This window comes from Symplocastrum torsivum, from assembly GCF_059505465.1.
Window position 1 is genome coordinate 15450 of the sequence record NZ_JCACKQ010000052.1, and the last position, 23156, is coordinate 38605.

21 protein-coding genes are annotated in these 23156 nt (G+C 45.4%); 13 read left to right on the plus strand and 8 right to left on the minus strand.

Annotation, left to right across the window (positions count from 1 at the left end):
- Positions 1-87 precede the first annotated feature (87 nt).
- The gene (locus AC5JL3_RS17145; RefSeq protein WP_496075629.1) at positions 88-507 is read right to left on the minus strand and encodes a VOC family protein; all 420 of its coding nucleotides are present in this window, start codon (positions 505-507) and stop codon (positions 88-90) included.
- Positions 508-586: 79 nt separating this feature from the next.
- Positions 587-1045 (minus strand): SH3 domain-containing protein, encoded by a 459-nt coding sequence (locus AC5JL3_RS17150; RefSeq protein WP_496075630.1) that lies wholly within the window; start codon positions 1043-1045, stop codon positions 587-589.
- Positions 1046-1491: 446 nt separating this feature from the next.
- Here AC5JL3_RS17150 and AC5JL3_RS17155 point away from each other — a divergent pair, with 446 nt between their 5' ends.
- The 4 genes from AC5JL3_RS17155 (at position 1492) to AC5JL3_RS17170 (ending at position 3941) form a co-directional block, all read left to right on the plus strand.
- Entirely contained in the window at positions 1492-1683 is a 192-nt protein-coding gene (locus tag AC5JL3_RS17155; protein WP_496075631.1) for a DUF2949 domain-containing protein, read from the plus strand.
- 356 nt (positions 1684-2039) lie between these two features.
- Positions 2040-2906 carry a tyrosine-type recombinase/integrase gene (locus AC5JL3_RS17160; protein WP_496075632.1) on the plus strand — a complete coding sequence of 289 codons (867 nt, stop codon included), beginning with the start codon at positions 2040-2042 and terminating at the stop codon, positions 2904-2906.
- Positions 2907-3093: 187 nt separating this feature from the next.
- Positions 3094-3690 (plus strand): nucleotide-binding protein, encoded by a 597-nt coding sequence (locus AC5JL3_RS17165; protein WP_496075633.1) that lies wholly within the window; start codon positions 3094-3096, stop codon positions 3688-3690.
- Positions 3687-3941, plus strand: coding sequence for a hypothetical protein (locus AC5JL3_RS17170; protein ID WP_496075634.1), 255 nt, complete (start codon positions 3687-3689; stop codon positions 3939-3941). Before AC5JL3_RS17165 ends, AC5JL3_RS17170 begins: the two co-directional genes overlap by 4 nt.
- Positions 3942-3953: 12 nt before the next feature.
- Here the strand turns inward: AC5JL3_RS17170 and AC5JL3_RS17175 are convergent, their stop codons facing one another.
- The gene (locus AC5JL3_RS17175) at positions 3954-4724 is read right to left on the minus strand and encodes a DNA N-6-adenine-methyltransferase (RefSeq protein WP_496075635.1); all 771 of its coding nucleotides are present in this window, start codon (positions 4722-4724) and stop codon (positions 3954-3956) included.
- A gap of 680 nt (positions 4725-5404) precedes the next feature.
- Between AC5JL3_RS17175 and AC5JL3_RS17180 the strand changes: the two genes are divergently transcribed.
- From AC5JL3_RS17180 to AC5JL3_RS17200, 5 genes are all read left to right on the plus strand, one after another.
- On the plus strand, positions 5405-5812 hold the full coding sequence (locus AC5JL3_RS17180) for a type II toxin-antitoxin system RelE/ParE family toxin (RefSeq protein ID WP_496075636.1): 408 nt from the start codon (positions 5405-5407) through the stop codon (positions 5810-5812).
- Positions 5809-6933: a helix-turn-helix domain-containing protein gene (locus AC5JL3_RS17185; protein WP_496075637.1), complete on the plus strand. Its 1125-nt coding sequence runs from the start codon at positions 5809-5811 to the stop codon at positions 6931-6933. The genes AC5JL3_RS17180 and AC5JL3_RS17185 overlap by 4 nt, the downstream gene beginning before the upstream one ends.
- Positions 6934-7145: 212 nt before the next feature.
- Positions 7146-9959 carry a CHAT domain-containing protein gene (locus AC5JL3_RS17190; protein ID WP_496075638.1) on the plus strand — a complete coding sequence of 938 codons (2814 nt, stop codon included), beginning with the start codon at positions 7146-7148 and terminating at the stop codon, positions 9957-9959.
- A gap of 861 nt (positions 9960-10820) precedes the next feature.
- Positions 10821-11174, plus strand: coding sequence for a hypothetical protein (locus AC5JL3_RS17195; protein ID WP_496075639.1), 354 nt, complete (start codon positions 10821-10823; stop codon positions 11172-11174).
- Positions 11175-11459: 285 nt separating this feature from the next.
- A complete protein-coding gene (locus AC5JL3_RS17200) occupies positions 11460-11993 on the plus strand; it encodes a tyrosine-type recombinase/integrase (protein WP_496075640.1) in 534 nt (177 codons plus the stop codon).
- Between the two features lie 141 nt (positions 11994-12134).
- Here AC5JL3_RS17200 and AC5JL3_RS17205 read toward each other — a convergent pair whose 3' ends face one another.
- Positions 12135-13376, minus strand: coding sequence for a YaaC family protein (locus AC5JL3_RS17205; protein WP_496075641.1), 1242 nt, complete (start codon positions 13374-13376; stop codon positions 12135-12137).
- 246 nt (positions 13377-13622) lie between these two features.
- On the opposite strand from AC5JL3_RS17205, the gene AC5JL3_RS17210 reads away from it, so the two are divergent.
- The 3 genes from AC5JL3_RS17210 (at position 13623) to AC5JL3_RS17220 (ending at position 16781) form a co-directional block, all read left to right on the plus strand.
- Positions 13623-14174 carry a hypothetical protein gene (locus AC5JL3_RS17210; protein ID WP_496075642.1) on the plus strand — a complete coding sequence of 184 codons (552 nt, stop codon included), beginning with the start codon at positions 13623-13625 and terminating at the stop codon, positions 14172-14174.
- Between the two features lie 361 nt (positions 14175-14535).
- Positions 14536-14670 (plus strand): hypothetical protein, encoded by a 135-nt coding sequence (locus AC5JL3_RS17215; protein WP_496075643.1) that lies wholly within the window; start codon positions 14536-14538, stop codon positions 14668-14670.
- A gap of 392 nt (positions 14671-15062) precedes the next feature.
- Entirely contained in the window at positions 15063-16781 is a 1719-nt protein-coding gene (locus tag AC5JL3_RS17220; RefSeq protein ID WP_496075644.1) for a PAS domain-containing protein, read from the plus strand.
- Here AC5JL3_RS17220 and AC5JL3_RS17225 read toward each other — a convergent pair.
- From AC5JL3_RS17225 to AC5JL3_RS17240, 4 genes are all read right to left on the minus strand, one after another.
- Entirely contained in the window at positions 16774-17922 is a 1149-nt protein-coding gene (locus tag AC5JL3_RS17225; protein ID WP_496075645.1) for an alpha/beta hydrolase, read from the minus strand. The genes AC5JL3_RS17220 and AC5JL3_RS17225 overlap by 8 nt on opposite strands.
- Before the next feature lie 261 nt (positions 17923-18183).
- A complete protein-coding gene (locus tag AC5JL3_RS17230) occupies positions 18184-18750 on the minus strand; it encodes a tyrosine-type recombinase/integrase (RefSeq protein ID WP_496075646.1) in 567 nt (188 codons plus the stop codon).
- A gap of 343 nt (positions 18751-19093) precedes the next feature.
- On the minus strand, positions 19094-19477 hold the full coding sequence (locus AC5JL3_RS17235) for a hypothetical protein (RefSeq protein WP_496075647.1): 384 nt from the start codon (positions 19475-19477) through the stop codon (positions 19094-19096).
- A complete protein-coding gene (locus tag AC5JL3_RS17240) occupies positions 19474-20085 on the minus strand; it encodes a ParA family protein (RefSeq protein ID WP_496075657.1) in 612 nt (203 codons plus the stop codon). The genes AC5JL3_RS17235 and AC5JL3_RS17240 overlap by 4 nt, the downstream gene beginning before the upstream one ends.
- A gap of 378 nt (positions 20086-20463) precedes the next feature.
- On the opposite strand from AC5JL3_RS17240, the gene AC5JL3_RS17245 reads away from it, so the two are divergent.
- Positions 20464-23115, plus strand: a complete 2652-nt coding sequence (locus AC5JL3_RS17245; protein WP_496075648.1) for a CHAT domain-containing protein — start codon at positions 20464-20466, stop codon at positions 23113-23115.
- Positions 23116-23156: the final 41 nt, after the last annotated feature.

Genomic DNA, 23156 nt, shown 5'->3' on the forward strand with positions numbered 1-23156 from the left:
TGAAGATTGTTCGTAGTGATTCATACTTGTTGGCTGTGCCCAGTCGCATTACTAGTCCAGCACGCCAAATTTCCCCGAGAGAGCTTATCAGTGAGCAAAAATTGCTTCATCTTGCCGGAAGGCTTTGAACTCTAAAGCATTACCACTGGGGTCTTTAAAGAACATGGTGGCTTGTTCACCGACTTCACCTTGGAAGCGGATGTAGGGCTTGATAATAAAGTCAATCTCATAGTTGTTGAGCGTTGCTGCCAGAACTTCCCATTGTTCCATCTCTAAAATCACCCCCCAGTGTCGAACCGGAACACTTTTTCCATCAACAGCATTAGTTGGCGTGTCTTCAGGCTCTTGAGGGCATAGGTGAGCCGTGAGTTGGTGCCCAAATAGATTAAAGTCAATCCAGGTGTCGGAAGTTCTGCCGACGGTGCAACCGAGAATGTTTTCGTAGAAGTGGCGGGTGGCTGCCAAGTCAGTAACAGCAAAAGCCAGATGAAAAGGTCTAATATTCATGGTCTAGTTCAGGAAAAGGCATCTCAACTCAGTACTGAAACATAAGTCGAGAAATCTCTGCAACATCTTCATCGACCTCCTACGGCGGGGTTGGCGATGCTGAAGGAATTTGACTCGTCTTGAGCCTGACAAAATCTTCACGAATCCAAGCGATAGCGCCGGAACGGGGAAATCGCACCTGATACCAGGTGTAGCGATCGCCATCAGTGCTTGCTGCTTGCTTGATGACCTGCACGCGCTCATCCGCCAAGGCGTACCCTAAACGCTTGCTAGTTACAGAGGGAGCGGATCTCAGATTAATTTGTGCATTGGTATCAGTGGCAATCAGGATAGCCTCTGTTGTCGATTGGGGTATGGGCGTAGGGCTAGGACTAATACTGGCAGATGGCTGATTCTCTCTCTCGGTGGCGATAGAGATAGAAGCGTCTGGTGTCGGGTTAGACGTTGGTGAGGACGGTGACACTTCTAGTCCTTGGGGTTGTTGCCTACAGCCAGTAATCGCTGTTAACAGTGCAGTAATTAGCCAACAAGATTTCATGAAGCCATCTTACTTCAGCAGATACTGAACGCTGCTATCAGAACCCACTATAAGGTTAGTCGCTTAGGTATGAAACTTGATACGAATAATCCCCGCAAGCGCCATCTGCTTGCGGGGGTTTTTATAGAAATTCTGTATATACTTCTAATCTACTACCTAAGAGGGATACGCTCAGGAAAAATATTGCCTTTCACTGTACCGCGACTAGCCGACAAGCCATTGCTAAATCACTTAGCTTAGAAACTTTACAAAACTAAATACTAGACTTTCTCTATACCCAAACTCCTGACTGTTATAGGACAGAGGATGTTGTGTACATCTGCTGTGTCCAGATAATAGATAAAATCTTTCCTTAGAAAGACCAACTTTACCCAAAATTATGAGAATATTCATAGTACTTAACATTGTGGTCAGCCAAGATAAAGACCCTAACCATAAATAACCCAATGAAGTCGAAACGCCTCCTATTGTTAATTGGTTTTTTGCAGGATGAGTTGGCAATTCCCTCCGCGTCGATTGACCTCGCGGTGCGCCATCATCCCGATACCCCAAATCTGTTGCCGATGATTCTTTGGCAATACGGATTAATCACGTTGAAGCAGTTAGATCGAATCTTTGATTGGTTGGAAATGGCTTGAGCAAATTTCCGGCTTAGTCAAGTTGCCATTAGGGTGTGAAACGAAGATTTTCAAAAAAGAGTCTGCCTCTTTCAAATCAACAGCCGACGATTTAAGAAGCGCCTCCCTTACGGGGGCGCTTTTTGCTTTGATAGACTCTTCGCGTCGTCAGGCTTTTGATTGTTGGGACATAGCGCACAAGTCACCTACATCAACTTCTAGGGTTTGAAAAAAGCGTTCGCTTTTTTCTCAAGCGAATTGAACCTTACATTATCCTGGTCTTGTTAGATTCGTGCTGAAGTCGTGTGGCAACGGTTAGTGAACAGTGTTGCCTGTTTATGAGAGGATGACGTTACGCATTTAACGCCACGCCATTTATGACGCTACGGGTTGAACAGCCTGGGGCGACTACCGCTACTCAGCAGCTAATTAATATGTGGGTTCACGGTAAAAGCGCCCACACCGCCGAACTGTATCGTCGCAGTGCTAAACGATTTTTATTGTTCGTGGGTAAGCCGCTGCTAGAGGTGAGTTTGGCGGAAGTGCAAGCGTTTGCCACTTCTTTAGAAGAGAGTGGTTTGTCAGCGAGTAGCCAACGGTCTATCCTTTCGGCGGTTAAGTCCCTGCTTTCGTTTGCCACCCAGACTGGGGTGTTAGCGGTCAATGTTGGTGCGCCTGTCGTCATGCCTAAAGCGAAGGACACGCTCAATGAGCGGTTGCTGACTGAGATGGCGGTGATGACGATGATTGCTTTAGAGACTGACTTGAGAAACCGGGCGGTTGTGCGAACGCTATATCTACTCGGTCTGAGAGTTTCCGAGTTATGCGCGATGAAATGGAAGGATTTGCAGGAACGCAACAGTGGTGGACAAGTAACGGTGTTTGGCAAAGGCTCGAAAACTCGCACCATACTGGTGCCTGCGTCTCTGTGGATTGAGCTGATGCAACTCAAGAAGGGTGCGGGTGATGATGACCCAGTGTTCCGTTCGCGCAAGCATAACAATCAGGGGCATCTGACGCGAATCGCTGTTTATGAAATCGTGAGAGTGGCGGCTCAAAGAGCTGGTCTTCAGAGGAAGGTGTCACCGCATTTATTGAGACACGCTCATGCTTCTCATAGCCTTGAAAGGGGTGCTCCCATTCATTTAGTGCAGGCGACCTTGGGTCATGCGAATATTGGCTCGACTTCGCGCTACTTACACGCCAGACCAACGGATAGCAGCAGTTTGTATTTGCCGGGATAGGAAAGGCTTTAAAGTTTCATCAGATGACCTGAAGCCATCAATCTGGTTATCTGGTAACCCAGATACCAGAAAGGAGAAGTTCTGGTTCGGGTTCGCTCTACAATGGCTAGGAGACAAGCCTTGAAGATAAATCTCAGTCAGGATTCTCTACCAGATATCTGGGTTACCAGATTAGAGGTCAACAGCGATGAAAATTCTCACCGTAACTGGGTACAAAGGCGGGGTGGGGAAGTCGGTCACGGCGGTTCACCTGGCAACCTTCTTCAGCGAATTGGGCAAGACTGTCCTTGTTGATGGTGACCCAAACCGCACGGCGTTGGGTTGGAATAATCGCGGTCAACTTCCCTTCACCGTAGCTGATGAACGGCAAGCGATGAAGGTTGTGTCTGGCTCTGACTTCGTGATTATTGACACTCCGGCGCGACCCAATTCTGATGACCTCAAGGAGTTAGCAAAGGGATGCGATCTGCTAATTCTCCCCACCGCTCCGGATGTCTTAAGCCTTCAACCGATGTTGGAAACGGCACGGGATTTGGGGGAGGCTAATTACCGAGCCTTGATTACCATCGTGCCTTCCTATCCTTCGCGGGAAGGTGAAGTGATGAAGAAGGACTTGAAACAAGGGGGGGTTCCAGTCTTTGAGACGATGATTCGTCGCACGGTGGGGTTTCCCAAGGCGGCACTGGCGGGTATACCGATTCGAGATTTAGATGAGCCTCGCGCTCTGGCGGCGTGGGCTGATTACGAGGGTTTGGGGTCAGAAATTAGGGAGATGTGGAAATGAGCAACGGTAAGTATGGGGATTTAATCAAGCAAGCCAGAAAACAAGAAGACCAGAAAGGAGACAGACCAGATGACCAGAAAACCAGTAAACCAGAAATAACTTCAGAGGAGGCTGAACCGGAAGTGAACTTATGCGTCAAGGTGCCGATATCCTTACGACGGCATTGGTCAGCGGAGGCGAAGCGAACTGGAGTGACGATGACGAGTGTGATTATCGAAGCGCTAACAGCACGGTTTGGTGAGCCGGACTAAGGAACTTCCGTACTATGTACTCAACGGTGTGGGGGTTTTTCGGATATCCCCAATTTCTCCAAACACTCGTGAGAACGTTTCTACATCCTTGCCGAGATAGACAAAATCATTGTAGTAGCGAGGCGAACTTTGCCTGTGACCATTGGCATCAATGAAGGCAATTCGTTTATCCACCTCACAAACAGCCGTTACTTGCCGCAACAAGTGCTTGTACCAGGAGGCTCCGGTTCTGTTAAGCAGAAGAATGATAGCTTCAGCCTTTTCATCCTGATAGGAAGCCAGTGCTTTTTCTAGCCATTTGTTGACTTGTCGGCCATAAGGTGGGTTGCACCAGACGCGCCCAAACCAGGGTTGTATCATGCCGTCGATTTCAGCAGTGTAGTAAATGCCTGCCTTGATCCATCCCTGAGCAACCTTGTTACTGGCTGGGTCTAAATCGATTCCTCCCAGTACCAATCTTGCCATCTCTACATATTCAGGTGGTGTGTACCATTCCACCGGAGCATCTGAATCCCCATGAGGATTTTTGCCTCTGGGAACCTTCTGCGCGAGCGCTGCTTCAACCTTGGCTCTCTCTTGTGTGGTTAAATTCAGAGCATCCAAGCTCGACTTGGCTTGCATCCAGAACACTTCTCGCTCAGGCTTAGTTGGCTTAAGTGTGATACTTCCCAGCGCTGCTAAGGTTCGATTTTTTGGCTTGCCTTCAATCCACTTCGTGTCACTCAGGTAACAAAAGTTGTATTCGCCTCTACTGTTTTGTCTTTTTATCCATCGAACGAACATTAACCTCTCCTAGTGTATATTTCGTACACTAGGCAATTCTAGGCAACTAGTGTATATTCTGTACACTAGGAATCAAGTCAAGGGAAACGCGCCTAGTTCTCGCTTGTATCATTTGAATGAAGATGTCTTAAGAATACTTGTTATCAATTACACGTTGGATGCGAACGCATTCCCTAACACCACCTACGTCGAGAAAACCTGATCTGACGACCTATTCCCATCACATTTTGATTAGGGGATTGTTCCGAATACATACCAAGTGTTTAGGTTTTAGCGCTACTGTTAGCCGGGTAGCTCGACAGTTGGCGTTTGTGTAGTGTGCGTCCCAAAAACTTGGAGTGAGGGAAGTTTGGTGACATAGATAAAATGACGAGTTTTTGGTACACAGTTAGAGGCTGTAGTGCCGTTTTTTAGTGAGGTGCGAAGGCATACCAGAAACGGGTGATTTTTTGGTACACAACCGGAAGGCAAGTGTGGCATAACTGGTCAGTGCCCCTCGAATGTAGAACTTCAACAACTCCCTACCCACCTAATCCAATGTAAGAAGAGCTATCTGGCTGCATCACAGCTAGGTGATTAGCCTCAACAAGAGTGAAGAGTGGCTAACTCTGTCTAATGTCTTTTAGAATAAAATCCAAGTTGACATTCCTTGTAAGGAATATTATCGTGTGAGGTAGGACGTGGTCTGGACTTGGAAGCTGTATCTAGACGCGAGAGGGGAGGAACCGAAAGACTTGCTGGCTTTCTTTGTGGGGTTAATACCAGAGGGTGAGCTACCGCCAAACGTGCCAACACCTGTGCTGACTCCATCAGAAACCAAGAGGCTCCAAGTCAATCTTAAATATCTGTGTGACAAAGGCTTGGCATCGTTTAACAGCGATATCTTCAAGAAGCTAGAGGATGACTTGTACGAATTCCGCATGACTAAAAGCGAGCATAACCCACGATTCATTCTCACCACTGTCACTCCTCAATGTTTTGTGGTGTTGCACGCTTTTATGAAGAAGTACGACGGGGCGATCCGAGATAGAGATAAAGAGCCAGCAAGGCTTCGATTGCGTGAGTTGAACAGTAGGAAAGGACAATGAACAAGTACAACTTTCAGGACTGGCTCAATACGAAGGTAAGCGATGACTCCGAGGTAATCCTAGCCGGGAAGCTGGAGTACTTGCGGCTCTATTTGACCGATGCCATGCGGGAGTTGCGCTCCAAAGCCGGATTAACGCAGGCACAGTTAGCCGAGAAATTGGGAGTGCAGCAAGCTGCCGTGTCCAAGCTAGAGTCGGCTCTAAAGGATCATGAGCTGGAGTCGGTACTTAAGTATCTGCATACTCTGGGTGCGGATTTGCTCCTATCCGTGAAGCAGGGAGAGGAACTTTATCAGGTAAGCGATACCGAAAGTGGGTTGTTGGTAGATGTGCCGATAGAAGTGCGAGATCTGGCATCAACAGCAGGAATGAGTTTGCGTGAGTATGTCCAGGCAGCAATTGGGCACTTCTTGCAACAGGCTGTTTCAATAAGAAAATTCCCGACTGCATTGCTTAACACTGATGACTCTGTCGCTATAAGGATACGGGAGAGATTAGGAGGACGATCCCCTTCTAATTCAGAAATAATATCTGAATTAGAAAAATGTTTGAATGTCGCCTCAGAGGAAGATCGCATCTTTGCCATTAAAAATTTTTTGGCTGGCAACACTGCTAGTGGAGGAACTAATCGTGATTTCAGCAATGAGAATGATGATGAAGTTGAATTATTAGATTTAGCCGAAGGTTTACTAGATAGGATTGACGAGGGTTTTGAATTAGAACAATCTATCGCACACGACGAAACAGCTTTACAGGTCTATACTCGTGAAGCTTTTCCAGAAAAGTGGGCAGAAATTCAAAGTAGGTTGGGAAATGCTTATCTGAATCGTATCTATGGAAGCCGAGCCGAGAATTTAGAACAATCCATTACACACTACGAAATAGCTTTGCAGGTCTATACTCGTGAAGCTTTTCCAGAAAAGTGGGCAGAAGTTCAAAGTAGGTTGGGAAATGCTTATCTGAATCGTATCTATGGAAGCCGAGCCGAGAATTTAGAACAATCCATTACACACTACGAAGCAGCTTTGCAGGTTTATACTCATGAAGCTTTTCCAGGAAAGTGGGTAGAAATAAAAAAACATCTGGAAGTTGCTGATAGAAGTCAATCAAAAAGTTTGTGAACCACGGCTAGCAGAGAAGACAATGCGAGTAAAGAGCGAGCACATTATTCCCACAGTTGCGGAAAATTTGGAGTTTGGTTACAGCATGAATGTAAGTAGCATTAGTACCGCATTTGGACACGGAAAGTAGTGGGATGTTCTGCATAAAATCGGTCATTTTGCGTTAGACCAGACAGCAGATAGCATTCTGAGTAACTAGCAAGTAACAAGCTATGGATGAACAACGCCAAGAAGCATATTCCAAGTTAATCCAAACTTTACTCAAAGATTCGTCGGAATGCGAAAAGATAGAAATCCTAAAGGCTAATAAAAACCTGATTGATGCTGGTTTATTGCAGATACTGAAACAGTTATCAAATACTGTACAGTTAGTAACTATATTAGCCCCGAAATTAGCTTTTTTAACGGAAGTATTGCAAGCAACATCAGATAGTGACAGCGATCTGCAAGTGCTGCTTTGCCTTTTACTCGCGAACTTGGACAAACTGGATGATTGCTTTGCTCTACTGTTGCGTCTGTGGGCAGCACTTACCCTGCCCAAGCAGACACCAAGACAAGCACAACTGATTGCAAAAGTCGTAAGTGATTTTAGTAACCTGATTAAAAAATTTCCGGCAGGCAATAAGGCTATTAACATTGAGATTGCTATTGCAGCCTGCGAAGTAGTTGCTACTGTTTTTACTCACGAAGCTTTCCCAGAACAATGGGCTGCAAATCAAAACAATTTGGGCATTGCTTATAGCAGTAGACTTCGGGAGAACCAAGCACAAAATGAGGAGATGGCGCTCACAGCTTATGAAAATGCTTTACAGGTCTACACTCGCGAAGCTTTTCCCAAAGAATGGGCTGGGGTTCATGCCAATTTGAGTAAATTATACAGCAAGCGGGTTTTGGGAGACCGAGGACAAAATCTAGAACAGGCGATTCACTTCTACAAAGAGGCTTTGCAAGTATTCACTCGCGAAGCCTTTCCCCAAGATTTTGCTATAGTGCTAAACCACCTTAGTCTTGTCTACCACGACCAGGGGCAGTTTGACCAAGCAATTAAGTGTTTCCGTTCAGCCCTAGGAATTCTTACACCTAGTGCTTCACCCCTTATGTACCATATGACGGGGCAAAACCTCGGCAAGATGGCTTTTTTGGCAGAACGGTGGTCTGAAGCCATAGAAGCATATGGTGTCGCTATAGAAGCTGTGGAAACTACCCGCGCCATGACGCCTCTTGACTCTTGGCCAGGGCTTACGCACTCAGCCAGTTCTGCAACGGGAGAATGGGGGGTTCCGCTTCTCGAACAACGCTCAGAACAACGAGATTTGCTTTCAGTGCGTAAGTCCTATTTGCGTCAAAAAATTCTGGAAGGAGCCATTGGCATTTACGAAAAAATGGTGCAAGCCTGCATCAATGATGCCCAACTGGAAAAAGCCATTGAAACCATCGAGCGCTCACGTTCCAAACGCCTCGTAGACTTGATGGCAAGTAACGACCTCTACCAAGGCAGCGAAATTCCCCCGAAAGTCAAAGAGTTATTGCAACAGTTTGACGACTTGCAAGAGCGAATCGACCAAAAACGCTCACCATTCGATTCTGTCAACAGCCGAGAACTAATGGGAGAGGGAACAAGTACACTGGATCGCGCTGCCTTCCAAGCTTACAACGAAGAGATCGCAACCTTAGAAGCTGAGAAACAGCAAATTTGGGAACAACTCAGACGCCTAGACCCGGTGCTAGCTGGCGAGATTAAAGTTGATGCCCCTAATCTTGTCCAGATGCAGAAGCTCATTGACCAGCCCACCAGTGCTATTGTCAGCTTCTACACTACTGCCCAAAATCTCCATATATTTATCCTGCGGCAAAATCAAATTACCCTTCACACTTGTCCCGATCAGGGAATTGAGCCTCTGCAAGGCTGGATTTCTCAAAACTGGTTACAGCCCTATGCAGCATCCTGTCACCCAAATAGACCAAAATCAGAGCGAGATCAACTTAGAGCAGAATGGATTAGTCAAATCAGTCCCTTTCTCACCGAACTAGCACAACGGCTGCAACTTACTGACTTGATTGCAAAACATCTCAATGGCATTGAAGAACTGATCGTTGTGCCTCACCTGTTGCTGCATCAGATTCCTTTTGCCGCATTACCCGTTCAACACTCCGAACATCGCTACCTGGGTGACAAGTTTCTCATTCGCTACACCCCTAGCTGCCAAGTCTTGGAGTTTTGCAAACAGCGTGGCGAAGTAACAGAGAATTTCACTTACGGCACAGTAGAAGATGCCACTAATGACCTGCCTTTCGCCAGTTTTGAAGGCGAACAAATTGCCCAGTTGCATCAGATTTCCAGTGAGCGACGATTGAGAGGCAGCAGCCGAGCCACCCGCGACAACTATCGGCAGCTAGCAGAAAAAGTCCAGGTACTCCACTCCTGCCACCATGCCGAATCCTGCCTTGATGAACCCCTCAATTCCCAGTTGAAGTTAGGAGATGGCAGTATCACATTGGGACAACTGATGAGTCCAGGTTGGCGTCTACCTAATCTCTCCGATGTGTTTCTCTCCTGCTGCGAGACAGGTCTGGGTTTCCCCGAAATCACAGATGATATTTTGACACTCTCCACTGGTTTTTTGTGTGCTGGTGCCAGAAGCGTTGTCAGTACTCTCTGGGCAGTCAACGACTTGGCTACAGCCATATTTTCCATCTTCTACTATCAGCATCGACAACAAGGCTGTAGTCGCCCTGAAGCTGTGCGGCAAGCTCAGATTGAATTGCGTGAATTGAACAAGGAGAAATTGCTCAACAGAGAGGATATCCAAGAACTATCCAGGCAGGCAGAAGCAGGGTTTGAGGAAGCCAAAAGCAAGCGAAAGCAATACCAGCGAGGTTCTACAAAACATCGAGAATGGCAGCGTAAATGTCTAAAGTACGAAAAGCTTAGAGGTCAACTTGACAATATAAAAGATTACCCGGACGAAAAACTCTTCTCTCATCCCTATTACTGGGCTGCTTTCGCCTGCCAAGGATTACGCTAATTGCAGTAGACATAGAGTTAAGAGGTGCTGTTGTAGTATTCACTACAGATGCAATACAAACCACCCATTTCAATAACCAACTTCGCCATGCCAACGTGACAAATGGCTTTTTACATGGACGGGTTTGAAATGTCAACGTTTTGGCTTAGTTATAGCAACGGAAAAATTTTGGTCGTTAAGGCTGAAAAGTCTACAAATTAAGGCTTGTTTGGGTGTCCTGATTCCCAATTCTACGTTCGCTAGTACGTGTTCAACTGTCCCAATTTGAGCCATTAATGGGACAGTTGCCATCCCAAACAACAATTTTTCGCCATTACAGACCTCCAGGCAGTGAGCGGTCAGACATCAAAAATGGGACAGTTCCTTTTGACTCCTCACTAACGACCAAAATTTTTCCATTGTTAAAACTAAGCCGAATAGTCCCATCTGCTTGTCCTGCGACTATGGCATTTCATTTACCAAGACTAGGTAAGATACCAAAGCGCTGCATCAATCTTTAGATGAATTCTCTATATCAATGTTCTGTATCGCCACTTCTATCAATCCTGTAACAACTCCCGTTTAAAACTCTAGGCATTGGTAAGACTTGCCAAGTTCTACACGATCGCACTTGCCCCAGCAGAGCCGTAGATAATTTCCTGATAGGGAGAACAAAAGTCAATTTGATACACCATTGCCAAGTACCTTGCCTCTATCGGCAGGGTGTTTTATTTTGTTCCAAAGTAACGTGTATGAGTTTGCCTTCTAATCGGTGAAAGACAACATCTCGCTATGAACGGCTAAGCGCAATCAATACCAACTACTTCTGGCGCTTGACTGCCCAGTTAACTTCCCGTCCTGAACGCTCAGTACACTTAGTATATGATTACATGCATTGTTTGGGCTGACTTGGGATTAAAGAATACAGGTGATGAGAGGAATGAACCTGTACGTTTCAATCTAGCCATTTTTAACCATGATATTGGAGTGCAAGTTGGCAATAAGTTAACCCTGCTTAATCTATCTAAGCTTGATTATCTTCCAACAAATGAAATAGAAATAGAAGTCAAGGAGCGTCGGCAAATTCTAAAGCTTGATTCTGAGCAAGATAGCTTTGAACTATACATAGAGGTCGGAATACAACAAGATTTTCAAGAGATTCGGAAGACGATAAAAAAATTGAATCCAGGGAAATACGAAAACATTGATATAGGCGTATCTCTGTACGATTACTAGCGCGATCGCATTTGCCCTTACAGAGCCGCTACCAATCATCTAATTTAGGTTAGACATAGAATTCCTAGTTCTGTATAACCTTAATCACACCTTACCTATAGAGGTAAGTGTTTTTACTTATTGCTACTATTTAATGTATTACAGCACAATTTACAGCTAGCTTATTGATTCTAGTTCTCAACAAGTGCCTAAAAACAGACTCCAAAACTAGGACTCTTGCTAAAACAACGGTATAACGTCAAATAACGGTTGCTGTTATGGCAAATCAGCAACCATTAGAACAAGATGAAGAACAATCGCAACGGTCAAGCCGAAATACTTAGGGAAGAACAGCTAGAGGAACTATTTAGTGTATTGTCTCCTAAGCATAAATTACTCTTTAGCATTTGTTATTACAGCTCTTGTCGTGTCTCTGAAGCACTTCAACTACAGAGAGCAGATATCATTGATAACTGGATTGTCTTTAGGGCATCCACTACTAAGACCAAAAAAACCAGAGAAGTGAGGGTACCACAGAAACTATTTCAGATCATTAATGAGGTAGGGTTGCCAGATAAGGGATATCTCTTCCCAAATTCCGCTGGAGGTCACATAAGCAGACAGGCAGCAGATAAAGCCCTTAGACAAGCTTGTGAATATATCGGCTTGAAGGGTGTGTCAACCCACAGTTTTCGCAGAACTGGCATAACGAAATTACATGATGCTGGAGTACCGCTTCGTACACTTCAAAACCGTACTGGTCATGCGAGTTTGGCAAATTTAGCTCTTTATGTGGAGGTGAATCAAGCTGATGTTGATGCGGCTGGAGAGTTGCTTTAATTTTTCTTGAAAGGCTCTCAATCAACTGCCTGAACCTTCTCAAGACGCGCGATCGCCCCTCTTATCCAGAATCTACTCCAGCCTCAACTGGATGCTTATACGGCTCGATTGGCTCAACTGGAGCAGCAACTTTCTGGTGCTTTATGAATGAATGTGGTGTTTGGTGTTAGTCATCAAATCTAAAATCAGATTTGGAAACTTTCTATAAACAATATTGAGTAGAGAATCTGTAATTTCCGCAATTGGCACATTATTATCTATTATTTCCAACCATACATCTGGATAATATCTACAGAGCATACCCAAATTGAATAGCAAAATCATATAAGCAGCAGGCTCAGGTAAGTACTCATTTGGATTTGATATATAAAATATTTGACCATTAATATCATCAACCACCCCTGGGTCATTAAAAATACGCTCTAATTTCTTTTCACCAAAGTTAGCTGTCATATTAAAAAGTAGATTTGCTTTCAACTCGTGTATGAGCGTAATAGGTATATGGGATTGCTTGTATAAATTTATAAACTTCTCTTTTAAAGTAGCAGGAATAAAATCTATGGAAAAATTATAACTATCTATCGCTTCTATAAATACTCGTTCTCCTTGTTCATCCATGCTATAAGAATGGGTAATATTCCCATATATATTTCCAGGGCATAAATTTGGTTGAATATCAAATTGCTTTAATTGAAAATACATATCCGGTAGCGCTCTTAAAATATCTAATGTATTGATTTTCTTTTCAATAAAGCCATCAACTGGCAATAAATTAGAACCATTAATAACTACTTTTATTATTCCTCGTGCAGCTTGATCTGTTTCAGAAAAATCACCATTAACTACTACAGCTCTTGGCTCTAAACTTTCATAAAAAAGAGGGAAATTTCCCCAAGGTTTTTTAGAATCTTTATTTATATGACATTTGCACTCTAATAGTTCAAAAAAATTTTCTATTCCTATATTCCCTTTATTGTCATTCTTTACTTTATTCATCTCATTAAATCGTTTTACTAGCTCTAATCCATGATGCTGATGCGTGTCAGATTGTCGCCGGAAATCTAAGGAAAACTTGCCATCTTTCTTTAATAAAATTAGAGCATTTGAAAGGCTTACCGCACCATAGTAGAGAAGGTTTGGACGAGTCGCTAATCCAACTTGTGCAGAAGCCTTAAAATATTCTTCAGCTTGACGAATACAGTATGCTATCTGTTTAGCTTGCTTCTTAATATTCTTCTTCTGATTTTTGCCTGATTCTTCTGTTGTTTTTGGATGACGAGAATGGTATTTCATGCAATAATTCTCATCTTTAAAAAAACGAAGTAGTTTCCAAACTTCTTGGGTTGGATTTTCTGAGATTATTTCACTAATGTCGTTAATCATTAAATATTTTTAGAAAGTTAATTTGCTTAATTTATGACATGACCGTTATCCTCAAGATGTTCAGGTTAGAGGATAGACCCACGAAATCACTCTATATACTTACATACCAGATTAAGCCTAAGCCTTGAAATGGTATGGCATAAAGGATTTATCCTCCAATCAACTAAAAGCAGTTGTGGGATGTGACCGTTTTTAAGGTATCCGATCAGGTGTACAGTACAAACAGGACTGTCCTGTGGACAATAGATGAGTGAAGCGGAACTTTTTGATTACCCCATTAAACAACTGCCAGATCGGTATGGTATCGCTCGTAGTGCCGTTTACGTGCGGATGAAGCGATTGAACATTACACCACATACTCAAGGTAATCGCTCTTATCTAGATGCTTCTCAACTTGACCTAATGGATGACTTGCATGATTTCCTCACTGAAGACTCAAGCCGCACGATAGATGACTTCTTAAGAAGCTTAAGTGCTGTAGAGGTTGTGGAGCAAGCATTTCCGGTAAAAGGACAACTCGCCAGACAACAAACAGAACATCTTACAGGACAGCCCTTTCCTGAACTCCACTACAAGCCGGAAAGTCATGCTGCACAACTAAGAGAGCGTTTTGAATTTCTTGAAAGAGCATCCAATCGAAGATGGCTCTTAAGCACATCTGATCTTGCAATGTTGATTGGATTGGAACCCGCCAGTGTCGTAAAGCATGATGAATTACACCGCTGGGGATTTACTTTTACTAAGTGTAGTGAACGTTCAGGACGAGAAGTTAACTGGGCAGTCAAGCGTCCGAAGTAGGTAGTAGTGATTGCGATCGCGTTAGGTTTTGGATTTTTTTAAGGAGTTTGAGGAAATATTACTTGTTGCGAGTGAGGACTTGGTAGAGCCAAAATCAGACTTTCTAACTTAAGTAATTTGGGCAGTGTCCTGGAAAGTGGGCTGACTGCTCATAGCTCCGTTGGTCTTTTGCCCAAACATTCAAACTATTGATACCTAAGTTAGAAAGTTTAAAGAGCGTTTCCGAGTAATAGGGGTTTGTGTCAGTTTGATTCTGTAACGGTAAGTATAAGGCTCGTTGTGGTAACCGCACTTTCCCTCTGTAGAGCCTGAAGTGCTTAGCAGAATGTCTATCAACTGCCATGTTGGTTAAAGGAAACTAATGTCTGATTACGATATCAAGAGGCATCAGGGAGAAGCTCAAAATTTTGTGGAGCAACTGAGCGATGAAGTTAGCATATGCATGATGCTAATACCCTCTGGCAGCTTCAATATGGGTTCGCCAACTGTCGCCTAACCGTAACTTCCCGACATCGCCATGCCTCAATCGGGCTATCTTACACTTGCATACACGTTATCAGTCAATCCCTTAAAGTAGCGGTGCAGGTACAAAGTTGTACCGTACAGCCGCCGCTTAGGTAAAAGAGGGATTAGCACCTCAAAGAGCAGAATCCTGTCCTTGTGCAGGTTGATCAGCAACTCCATTGAACCAATCGACAACAAACGTGACTGCGTTTTCGGCAGGTTATTACCCTTCCGAATCAAAAGAAATTCTACGAACGGTGAAAGTTTGGTCACTTATCTTGAAGAGTTTGGCTTAACGGACGTTTTGAGTCTAATACTTGTTACACCCATAGACTAGTAGTTACTCTTTGCCCGAACTCAGGTTTATCTCTTCGTTAAAGCTTTATGAACCTTAATTTATTTTTTGAACTATCACAGGAATTATTCTGTATTCATAAGTCAGACGGATATTTTGAACCACTTAATTCGGCTTGGGAAAACTTACTGGGATGGACTCAGATAGAAGCAGGTTCTCGACCTTGGATTGAGTTTGTCCATCCAGATGATGTACAGCTTAGTTTGAGTGCCTGGATGCAGTGTACCCAAGAAGACGTTGTGGAATATGAAAATCGTTATCGTCACAAAAATGGAAGCTACTGTTGGCTAGCCTGGAGAATGTTACGCAATCGAGATGGATGCGTCTATGCAGTTGCCAAGAACATTACTGCCGAAAAAGATGCCGAAAAAGTACGATATCTTCTCTCGGATGCCGTCAATATGGGCTTTTGGGACTGGAATATTCAAACTGGAGCTATCATTGTGTCGAATAACCTCGAACAACTTTTTGGCTTGGCTCCCAATACTTTCGATGGTACTTTTGAAAGCTTTGTCGCAACAGTTCATCCCAATGATCGCGATCGCCTACACCAAGCCACCAAACACTCTCTTGAGACAGGAGAGGACAGCGAGATCGAATTCCGCGTTATCTGGACTGATGGCAGTATTCGTTGGATGGAAAGCAAAGGGCGGTTTTCTTTCAATGAAGCGGGCAATCCAGTGCGTGCAACTGGGTTCAATTTAGACATCACTGAGCGCAAGCTGGCAGAAGAGCATAGAAGGCAATCGGAAGAACAACTGCGCCTTGCCCTAGAGGCTGCCAACATGGGCTTTTGGGCTTGGAATATTCAAACCGGAACAGTCACTTGGTCAGATAACTTCAAACGTATCTTTGGCTTGCCTCTCGACATTGAGGAGGGCAGCTACGAGCTTTTTTTATCAATCGTTCACCCGGAAGACCGCGAGCGCGTCCACCAAGCTAGCCTTAGTTCTTTCGAGACGGGGGAGAGCGGCGATATCGACTACCGCATTGTTTGGCTTGATGGTAGCATTCATTGGATAGAAAGTATGTTTCAGTTTTTTTTCGACGAAACGGGAAAGCCAATCCGTAAAACTGGAATTGACTTAGATGTTAGTGAGCGCAAACTTGCCGAGCTACAACTTCAAGAATCGCTCCGGGAAAAAGAGGTCTTGCTTCAAGAAATCCATCATCGGGTTAAGAATAATTTACAGGTAATTTGTAGCCTAATGGACTTGCAATCGCAGTACGTCCCGAACCCAGCCATGCAGGAGATGTTCCGGGAAAGCTACAATCGCGTAAAAACGATGGCGCTTGTTCACGAGAAATTGTATCAATATAAAAACTTTGCAAGAATTAATTTTGCTGAATACATTAAAAGTTTAACAACCGACCTATTCCACGCCTATGGAGTGAATGCGGGCTACATTAATCTGGAGTTAGATATTGACAAAGTTAGCTTAAATATTGATAAAGCTATTCCTTGTGCTTTGATTATCAATGAGTTAGTTTCAAATTCTTTGAAACATGCCTTCACTAATAGTAAAGTACGGAAAATTAGTATAACTCTTTATACTGAAGAAAATCAGCATTTTATATTGACTGTAAGAGATAGTGGTAAAGGATTTCCCAAAGATTTTAACTTCAATACAACTAAATCACTGGGGCTTCAGCTTGTACATGTTTTAACAAATCAACTTGAAGGAACACTTGAGATAGGCTGTAGAAGCGGCACGGAATTTAGAATTAGCTTTTCAGAACTCATTTGAATCGACCCTTCCATCTTAAAACTGCGCCTAAAGCCGTCAACGTCAACAAACCGAATTCACCACTGGGTTCTGGTACAGACTCAGACGTTGTTGTTGTGCCTACATATTGGTCAGACCATTGACGAGCTGCTTCAAACCACTCTGGTGCATTTGGATGCAGATTGAGGCTGTGACCGGCTCCAGGTAGAACAAACGTCTGTAAATTTGCTTCCGGTGAAAAGAATGGTGCTTCAAGCGCTGCCACATTTTCTGCACTCTCGCAGATATTACCAGTACAAAAACTTCCATCATATTGTCCAACGGCTAAGAAGACGGGAACGCGAATTAGTTTTGAGGTTTCGGCGAAAATAGCGGCAGCGTTCGTTGCTGCCTCACCTGTTGTCACAGTCTCTTTAGTCGCTTCATCGAATGCGATGACTTGTGGATCGGCGTTAGGCTCATAGAAGAGTTCGCCTCGCGTTCCTGGTTGAGTGGTTAGGTAGCCATTCGGTAGGTTCTGTTCGCCCAAGCGCGGATCGAGTTGCGCCGGATAGAACGAGTTGATGAATGCTTCCAACCAATCAGGATTTTGATTGTGCAAGAAGCCGCTAAGAATTACCCCAGCTAAGTCATCATCCTGGCTCGCTACGCCAACAACCGAACCAAACGCACCGGAGGAGAAGCCCACAAGCATGATGCGCGTTTGTGGTATACCTCCGATTTGACCCAACCGTAGACCTTGAACAACTTGCTCAAGGACATAAGTATTGGAGGCGACGGTTACTTGGTCAGCAGGGGGGTGAGAGCTACGACCAATCCCAATTCGGTCAATGTTGAAGGTTGCATATCCAGCTTCCGTGAGCGCGTCTACGTAGGAGTAGTTCTCAGGTTGGTAGGGAACGTCCCAGTAAATATGGCTGTACGTTGTTCCTGAAACAAGAACTTGAACCGTGCGCTCCCCCAGTGGGGATTGACCGCACAACTGACCGTAGACTTGATACTGTTTGGGTTCATCTGGTGCTAGTGCTACAGGGAGTTGCACCTCAGAACAGTCACTCGTTGTCAGGCTCGCGGACTCAGCCACATCAACGACAAGCGGTTGCATGATGTATGCAGATGCACCAAAGAGCGTTAGTAGACTTCTTAAAAGGAAGGACTTCATTCCATTGCTATATGCTTAAGCTGCCTTATTCTATACAGCTTTCCAGCAGAAGACGAGCTAGAGCATTAAGCTGTGGCTGGAAAAGAAAAAGACGCTAAAAAAAAAGCCTCGCCGTGAGGCGAAGCTTTTATCATCAGGGTGCATCTACTTATCTTCCTTTTCAACAGTCTTATACCCTGATCAGGAAGAACAGCTTGTTGTTAATCAGGTACAAAGTTGTACCGCACAGCCACTGCTTATCTGAAAGAGGGGATTAGCACCTCAAAAAACCAAAGTCGCGATCGCTTCATCCAAATCCTCATCCAGCACCTCTAGATACTTCTGCAAAGCCGACAAGGTTTTGTGTCCAGAGATTTTCTGGATTACCTTCAACGGCACACCCCGCTTGTGCATCTGAGTTAGACAAGTACGGCGAAAGCTGTGAGTGCTGGCACCTTCAATACGCAGTTCCAGAAACGCCGCCCGGAGAATCTTATCCGCTGAATCCGGATGAATATGCCCTCGACCATGACGACCTGGGAACAGGTAAACCTTCTGTGAAGAGTAATTTTCTAGTAGCACTCTCAACTCAGTGCCAACCGGAATCGAACGAGTCGAGCTTTTACCTTTAGTGTTGCCACGACGGATTGTCACACGGGGTCTAATGCTGCCATCTATCGAATAGACATCCTTGGTGTGCAGAGAGCAAGCTTCAGCGATGCGAGCACCTGTGTAGAGACACACCCCGAACAAAGCGCGATCGCGTGCTGTTTTTAGCCCAGACTCAAACAAACTTTTGATCTCATCGGGTGATAAGATTTTGGCTTGGTCATGCCTGTCTATTTTCATAACTTTACCTTACACCGACAAACATAATTATTCCGGTGTAAACGGTTGAAACCTCGTAAACCCGTTGGCTCTTTCCCTCAGACAGCTCCGCTTAACCAGAACTTATCAATCGCTTGACTTGCTAGGATGCCTGCAACCCTGATTTCTTCGTTGTTACTATAACTTTTGTTTATCTAAACGGTTGTTCGTTAGGTAAGAGAAGTAATTGCACCTGGTTACAGCTATACTACGTTTTCCCCGAACTCGACCGTATAGACGACTGAACCTATACGGCTGTACCTAGAGATTTCCTTGTCAAGGGTTGAACATCCGATACCTTGTTGTTTGGCAACAGTTTGCACCCTTAATCTTTGGATTTTTGGCTATCCTCCAATCTAGCGATTAAAGTTTCTGGCTCTTCGCCTTGCTGGAGCTGCACCCAGAATTCCAGCAACTCCTGTACCAATTCAGAGAAGTCCTGCTTTTGTCCTTGTTCCTCTTTATCCAACAGCAGCCGCTTCACCTGAAGGTGAGTTTTCTTTTTGATGTAGGCGAGCGCTGAGATGAACTGGGGGTCTGACTTCTTACCTGGTGGTCTGCCGCGTTTTTTAGATTCGGCTTCGGGTTCTGGCGAAGATTCCAGTTCCGTCGATGGTTGGGGGGAAGTTATTGGTGTTAGTGGCACAACCGACTCCGGTTGACCAACTACCTCGAAAATTCGATGGAAGGCGTTATCTTTTTGTGTCACAGCAACTCCTTGCAGACCTGTTGATAATCCTTCCAGGCAATGCCAGCATTCCGGTCTTTCACTTCATATACAGGACAGCCCTCTAAGGCGGCTGTCTCGTAGCAAGCAAAGCGCCTGATCCAGTGCTTGAACAATGGCAAACCCTGTGATTCTAGGGCTTCCTTGGCTCGTTCCCCTGTTTTGCGGGGTTTGGGCGGAACGATACTCAGCAGAATCCGAAATTTAGTGGCATCTAGTTTCTTGAGAACCAGCACGGTTTGAAACAAGGCATCTAAGGCTAGAGCATCTGGAGTCGTTGGTAGAATCAGCAAATCGCCTCGAACGAGATTTTGCAGGTCTTCTTCCGAAGGACGTGCTTGAGTATCGATGACGATATGGTCGGGTTTGTGATTGACCAAGTGGTAGGGAGCTTGCCGCTCGTCAACTACTTCAAAAGGCAACCTGCCCCGTTTTGCCCAACCAGTCGCGCTGCGATTCGGGTCACCATCAATCAGAATTACGCTGCCTTGAGCTTTTAGGTAGGCAGCTAGATGCACGGCACTGGTGGTTTTCGCCACACCACCTTTGAAGGAAGCGACTGTGATGATCATGTTGCCTTCGTTTCGCACCAACCCACTTGATGTCCTGCCAAAATACCATATTTTCAGAACGTCGATTTTCTAGTTATTCAAACAACTGAATAAGCAGCTATTCAGATTTTTGGATATCCAGCTACTCGAAAGAAGTTGAACACCACACCTGAACTGACCACTGCTGTACAACCTACTCCACAAACACTACATCACGTAAAGACATCGAAGGTTGGCTCATCACCGATCGGAATTTTGTTTAGTGCAACTAGGAAATTCTGGAAGAATCTACGTCACAGATCAAAAAACTAGACTCACTGCAATCTAGGATTTATTAAAGATTCAAGATGATACCTTGGTCAATACCATCCTTGGACGACGTAATAAACTTTCCGTATTTCGGCTAAACGATCTGCCATGCGTCCTAAACAGTCACTAGCGTCCAGAGTCCCCGTGCGATGCCGGCGGCGAGCTTTGCTGCTTACACACCTTAGCAAAGCCGTAGCGTCGTTAGGAGCGTTGGCACAGCAGACGCTAACGCATCGCCGTACCCTCGAACTAATCTTTTTAGCCTTACTGGCACTGGTGAGTGTGCCGGCTCTGTCGGCTGAGCGAGTGGCAGGGCTGAAACAACCAGTCACTCATCCCTCATCCCTTATCTCTCAAGCCGACAAGGCTTTACAACTGGCTATTCAGGGTAAACAACTCTACGAAGCGGGAAAGTTCTCTGAGGCAGCGAGAGTTTGGCAACAGGCGGTTAACGCCTATGCTCAAATGGGCGATTCGGACGGGATGACCCAGATCCTGATCAACATTGCTGAAGCCCAGCAAGCCTTAGGACTTTACCCTAGAGCCTGCAACACGTTACTGCAAGCCGTTGGGATTGCAGAGCCGGACTGCCAGACGTTAACTCAAGAGAACTCTAACTGGCAACAACAACAAGATTCCTTGCTCAAAACGCTCGACGCACAACCCAATTCTCTCAACAAAGCCAATGGCTTGCGGAGCCTCGGCGACGTTCTCCAAAGGCTTGATAACTTAGATCTGTCCACACAAGTCTTGCAGCTAAGTTTGAAGGTGGCAAAGGAACTGGCATCTCCTCAAGACCAGAGTGCTGCCCTGCTCAGTTTGGGCAATACCGAACGTGCCAAAGGTAACCGAGCAAGAACCCGGCAGGACAGCGCAAGCGAACAGAAGCTTACACCCTTGCGCTGTCTCTACAAACCAAGCCTTGGTGCGGCAAAAAAATATTATCAGCAAGCGGCTTCCTTCTATCAGCAGGCGGCAACCGAAGGAGCCTCCCCGACTACATGGGTTCAGGCACAACTCAATCGCCTGAGTGTATTGCTAGAAACCGAAGCCTTGTCAGAGGCACAGGATTTGTGGACCCAAATCCAGTCTCAACTCAACAATTTGCCTTCCACTCAGACAACGGTCTATGCCCAGATTAACTTAGCTCAGAGTCTAAGCTGCCTCAAACAAGCCACTGCCGCAGATGTTCCTTCGTGGACAGAAATTGCACAAGTTTTAGCCACAGCTGTCCAACAGGCTAAAAGCCTCGGCGACCAGCGAGCAGAATCATTTGCTCTTGGCCATCTCGGTGGGCTATACGCACAGACTCAAAGACAGCCTGAAGCTCAAGACCTAACCCAGCAAGCCCTCAGGCTAGCCCAGGCAATTCAGGCTCCGGACATTGCCTATCAGTGGCAATGGCAATTAGGACATCTACTCAGAACCCAAGGAGATATGGCTGGAGCGATACCGGAGGCGCTACGCGAAGCGAGCATCGCCGCTTACACTGAAGCATTCAACACCCTGCAATCCCTCCGCAGCGATTTGACGGCTACCAGTTCCAACGTCCAGTTCTCCTTCACCGAAAGTGTTGAACCCGTCTATCGGCAGCTAGTTGATTTGCTTTTGCAATCAAACCAGACTAGTCAGGAGAACTTAAAGCAAGCTCGTGATGTGATTGAAGCACTCCAATTGGCAGAACTGGAGAACTTGCTTCGATGCAGCTTGCAGACTGCCAAACCAGCGTCAGTTGACCCAGAAGTCGATCCGACAGCGGCTGTCATCTACCCGATTATTTTAGATGATCGGATAGAGGTCATCCTCAGCTTGTACGGGCAACCCCTGCGCCACTACTCAAAGTCCTTACCCAAAGAACAAACTCTTGAAGACCTCCTCGATACGTTGCGTTTAAATCTACAAAACCGCAACGGTGCAGGACCGGGCTTTTTGAAATTGTCTCAGCAGGTGTATGGCTGGTTGCTCGGACCTCTTGAAACAGAGCTGGAGAAGAATGGAATAAAGACGTTGGTGTTTGTGCTGGATGGCCCCTTGCGGAATATTCCGATGGCAGCGCTGCACGACGGTCAACATTATCTCATTGAAAAGTATGCAGTGGCTCTAAATCCGAGTCTCCAGCTACTAGAACCACAACCTTTGTCAGAGGTACAGCTAGAAGTCCTAGCTGCTGGAATTTCCCAAAAAATCCCAGACGTTCCTGCCCCGGCACTACCTGAGGTGAAACAGGAATTAGAGGGAATATCTCAAATAACCGAAAGTCTAGTACTCCAAAATCAAGAATTTACTCGCCAAGCTCTGGAAAACAAAATCAACTCCCGTCCGTTCTCGGTGGTACATTTAGCAACTCACGGTCAATTCAGTTCCCAACCTGACGAAACGTACATTCAGGCTTGGGATGAGCGCCTTAATGTCAACGAGTTGCATACCTTACTGCGAACCAGAGAGCAAAGGCGACCCGACGTGATTGAATTACTGGTTCTCAGTGCCTGCGAAACAGCTTCAGGAGACAAGCGAGCCGCGTTAGGACTGGCTGGTGTAGCTGTGCGTGCGGGGGCACGCAGTACGCTGGCAACCCTGTGGCAGGTGAACGATAAGTCCACAGCCGAACTCATGGCTCAGTTCTACAATACTTTGTCCAATTCTGGCGACCTGAGAGTGACCAAAGCGAAAGCACTCCAGAGCGCCCAATTGGAACTCTTGCGTAGGTATGAGGCTCCGTTTTACTGGGCACCCTATGTTCTAGTTGGTAACTGGCTGTAGAACCTGATATTCTCTGGGTTTCCTGTAGAATCTAAATTCTT

Bases quoted from the DNA above. Each gene is read 5' to 3' on its own strand.
- AC5JL3_RS17145 (WP_496075629.1), bottom strand. From the start codon at position 507: ATGAATATTAGACCTTTTCATCTGGCTTTTGCTGTTACTGACTTGGCA.
- AC5JL3_RS17150 (WP_496075630.1), bottom strand. From the start codon at position 1,045: ATGAAATCTTGTTGGCTAATTACTGCACTGTTAACAGCGATTACTGGC.
- AC5JL3_RS17155 (WP_496075631.1), top strand. From the start codon at position 1,492: ATGAAGTCGAAACGCCTCCTATTGTTAATTGGTTTTTTGCAGGATGAG.
- AC5JL3_RS17160 (WP_496075632.1), top strand. From the start codon at position 2,040: ATGACGCTACGGGTTGAACAGCCTGGGGCGACTACCGCTACTCAGCAG.
- AC5JL3_RS17165 (WP_496075633.1), top strand. From the start codon at position 3,094: ATGAAAATTCTCACCGTAACTGGGTACAAAGGCGGGGTGGGGAAGTCG.
- AC5JL3_RS17170 (WP_496075634.1), top strand. From the start codon at position 3,687: ATGAGCAACGGTAAGTATGGGGATTTAATCAAGCAAGCCAGAAAACAA.
- AC5JL3_RS17175 (WP_496075635.1), bottom strand. From the start codon at position 4,724: ATGTTCGTTCGATGGATAAAAAGACAAAACAGTAGAGGCGAATACAAC.
- AC5JL3_RS17185 (WP_496075637.1), top strand. From the start codon at position 5,809: ATGAACAAGTACAACTTTCAGGACTGGCTCAATACGAAGGTAAGCGAT.
- AC5JL3_RS17190 (WP_496075638.1), top strand. From the start codon at position 7,146: ATGGATGAACAACGCCAAGAAGCATATTCCAAGTTAATCCAAACTTTA.
- AC5JL3_RS17195 (WP_496075639.1), top strand. From the start codon at position 10,821: ATGATTACATGCATTGTTTGGGCTGACTTGGGATTAAAGAATACAGGT.
- AC5JL3_RS17200 (WP_496075640.1), top strand. From the start codon at position 11,460: ATGAAGAACAATCGCAACGGTCAAGCCGAAATACTTAGGGAAGAACAG.
- AC5JL3_RS17205 (WP_496075641.1), bottom strand. From the start codon at position 13,376: ATGATTAACGACATTAGTGAAATAATCTCAGAAAATCCAACCCAAGAA.
- AC5JL3_RS17210 (WP_496075642.1), top strand. From the start codon at position 13,623: ATGAGTGAAGCGGAACTTTTTGATTACCCCATTAAACAACTGCCAGAT.
- AC5JL3_RS17215 (WP_496075643.1), top strand. From the start codon at position 14,536: ATGTCTGATTACGATATCAAGAGGCATCAGGGAGAAGCTCAAAATTTT.
- AC5JL3_RS17220 (WP_496075644.1), top strand. From the start codon at position 15,063: ATGAACCTTAATTTATTTTTTGAACTATCACAGGAATTATTCTGTATT.
- AC5JL3_RS17225 (WP_496075645.1), bottom strand. From the start codon at position 17,922: ATGAAGTCCTTCCTTTTAAGAAGTCTACTAACGCTCTTTGGTGCATCT.
- AC5JL3_RS17230 (WP_496075646.1), bottom strand. From the start codon at position 18,750: ATGAAAATAGACAGGCATGACCAAGCCAAAATCTTATCACCCGATGAG.
- AC5JL3_RS17245 (WP_496075648.1), top strand. From the start codon at position 20,464: ATGCGTCCTAAACAGTCACTAGCGTCCAGAGTCCCCGTGCGATGCCGG.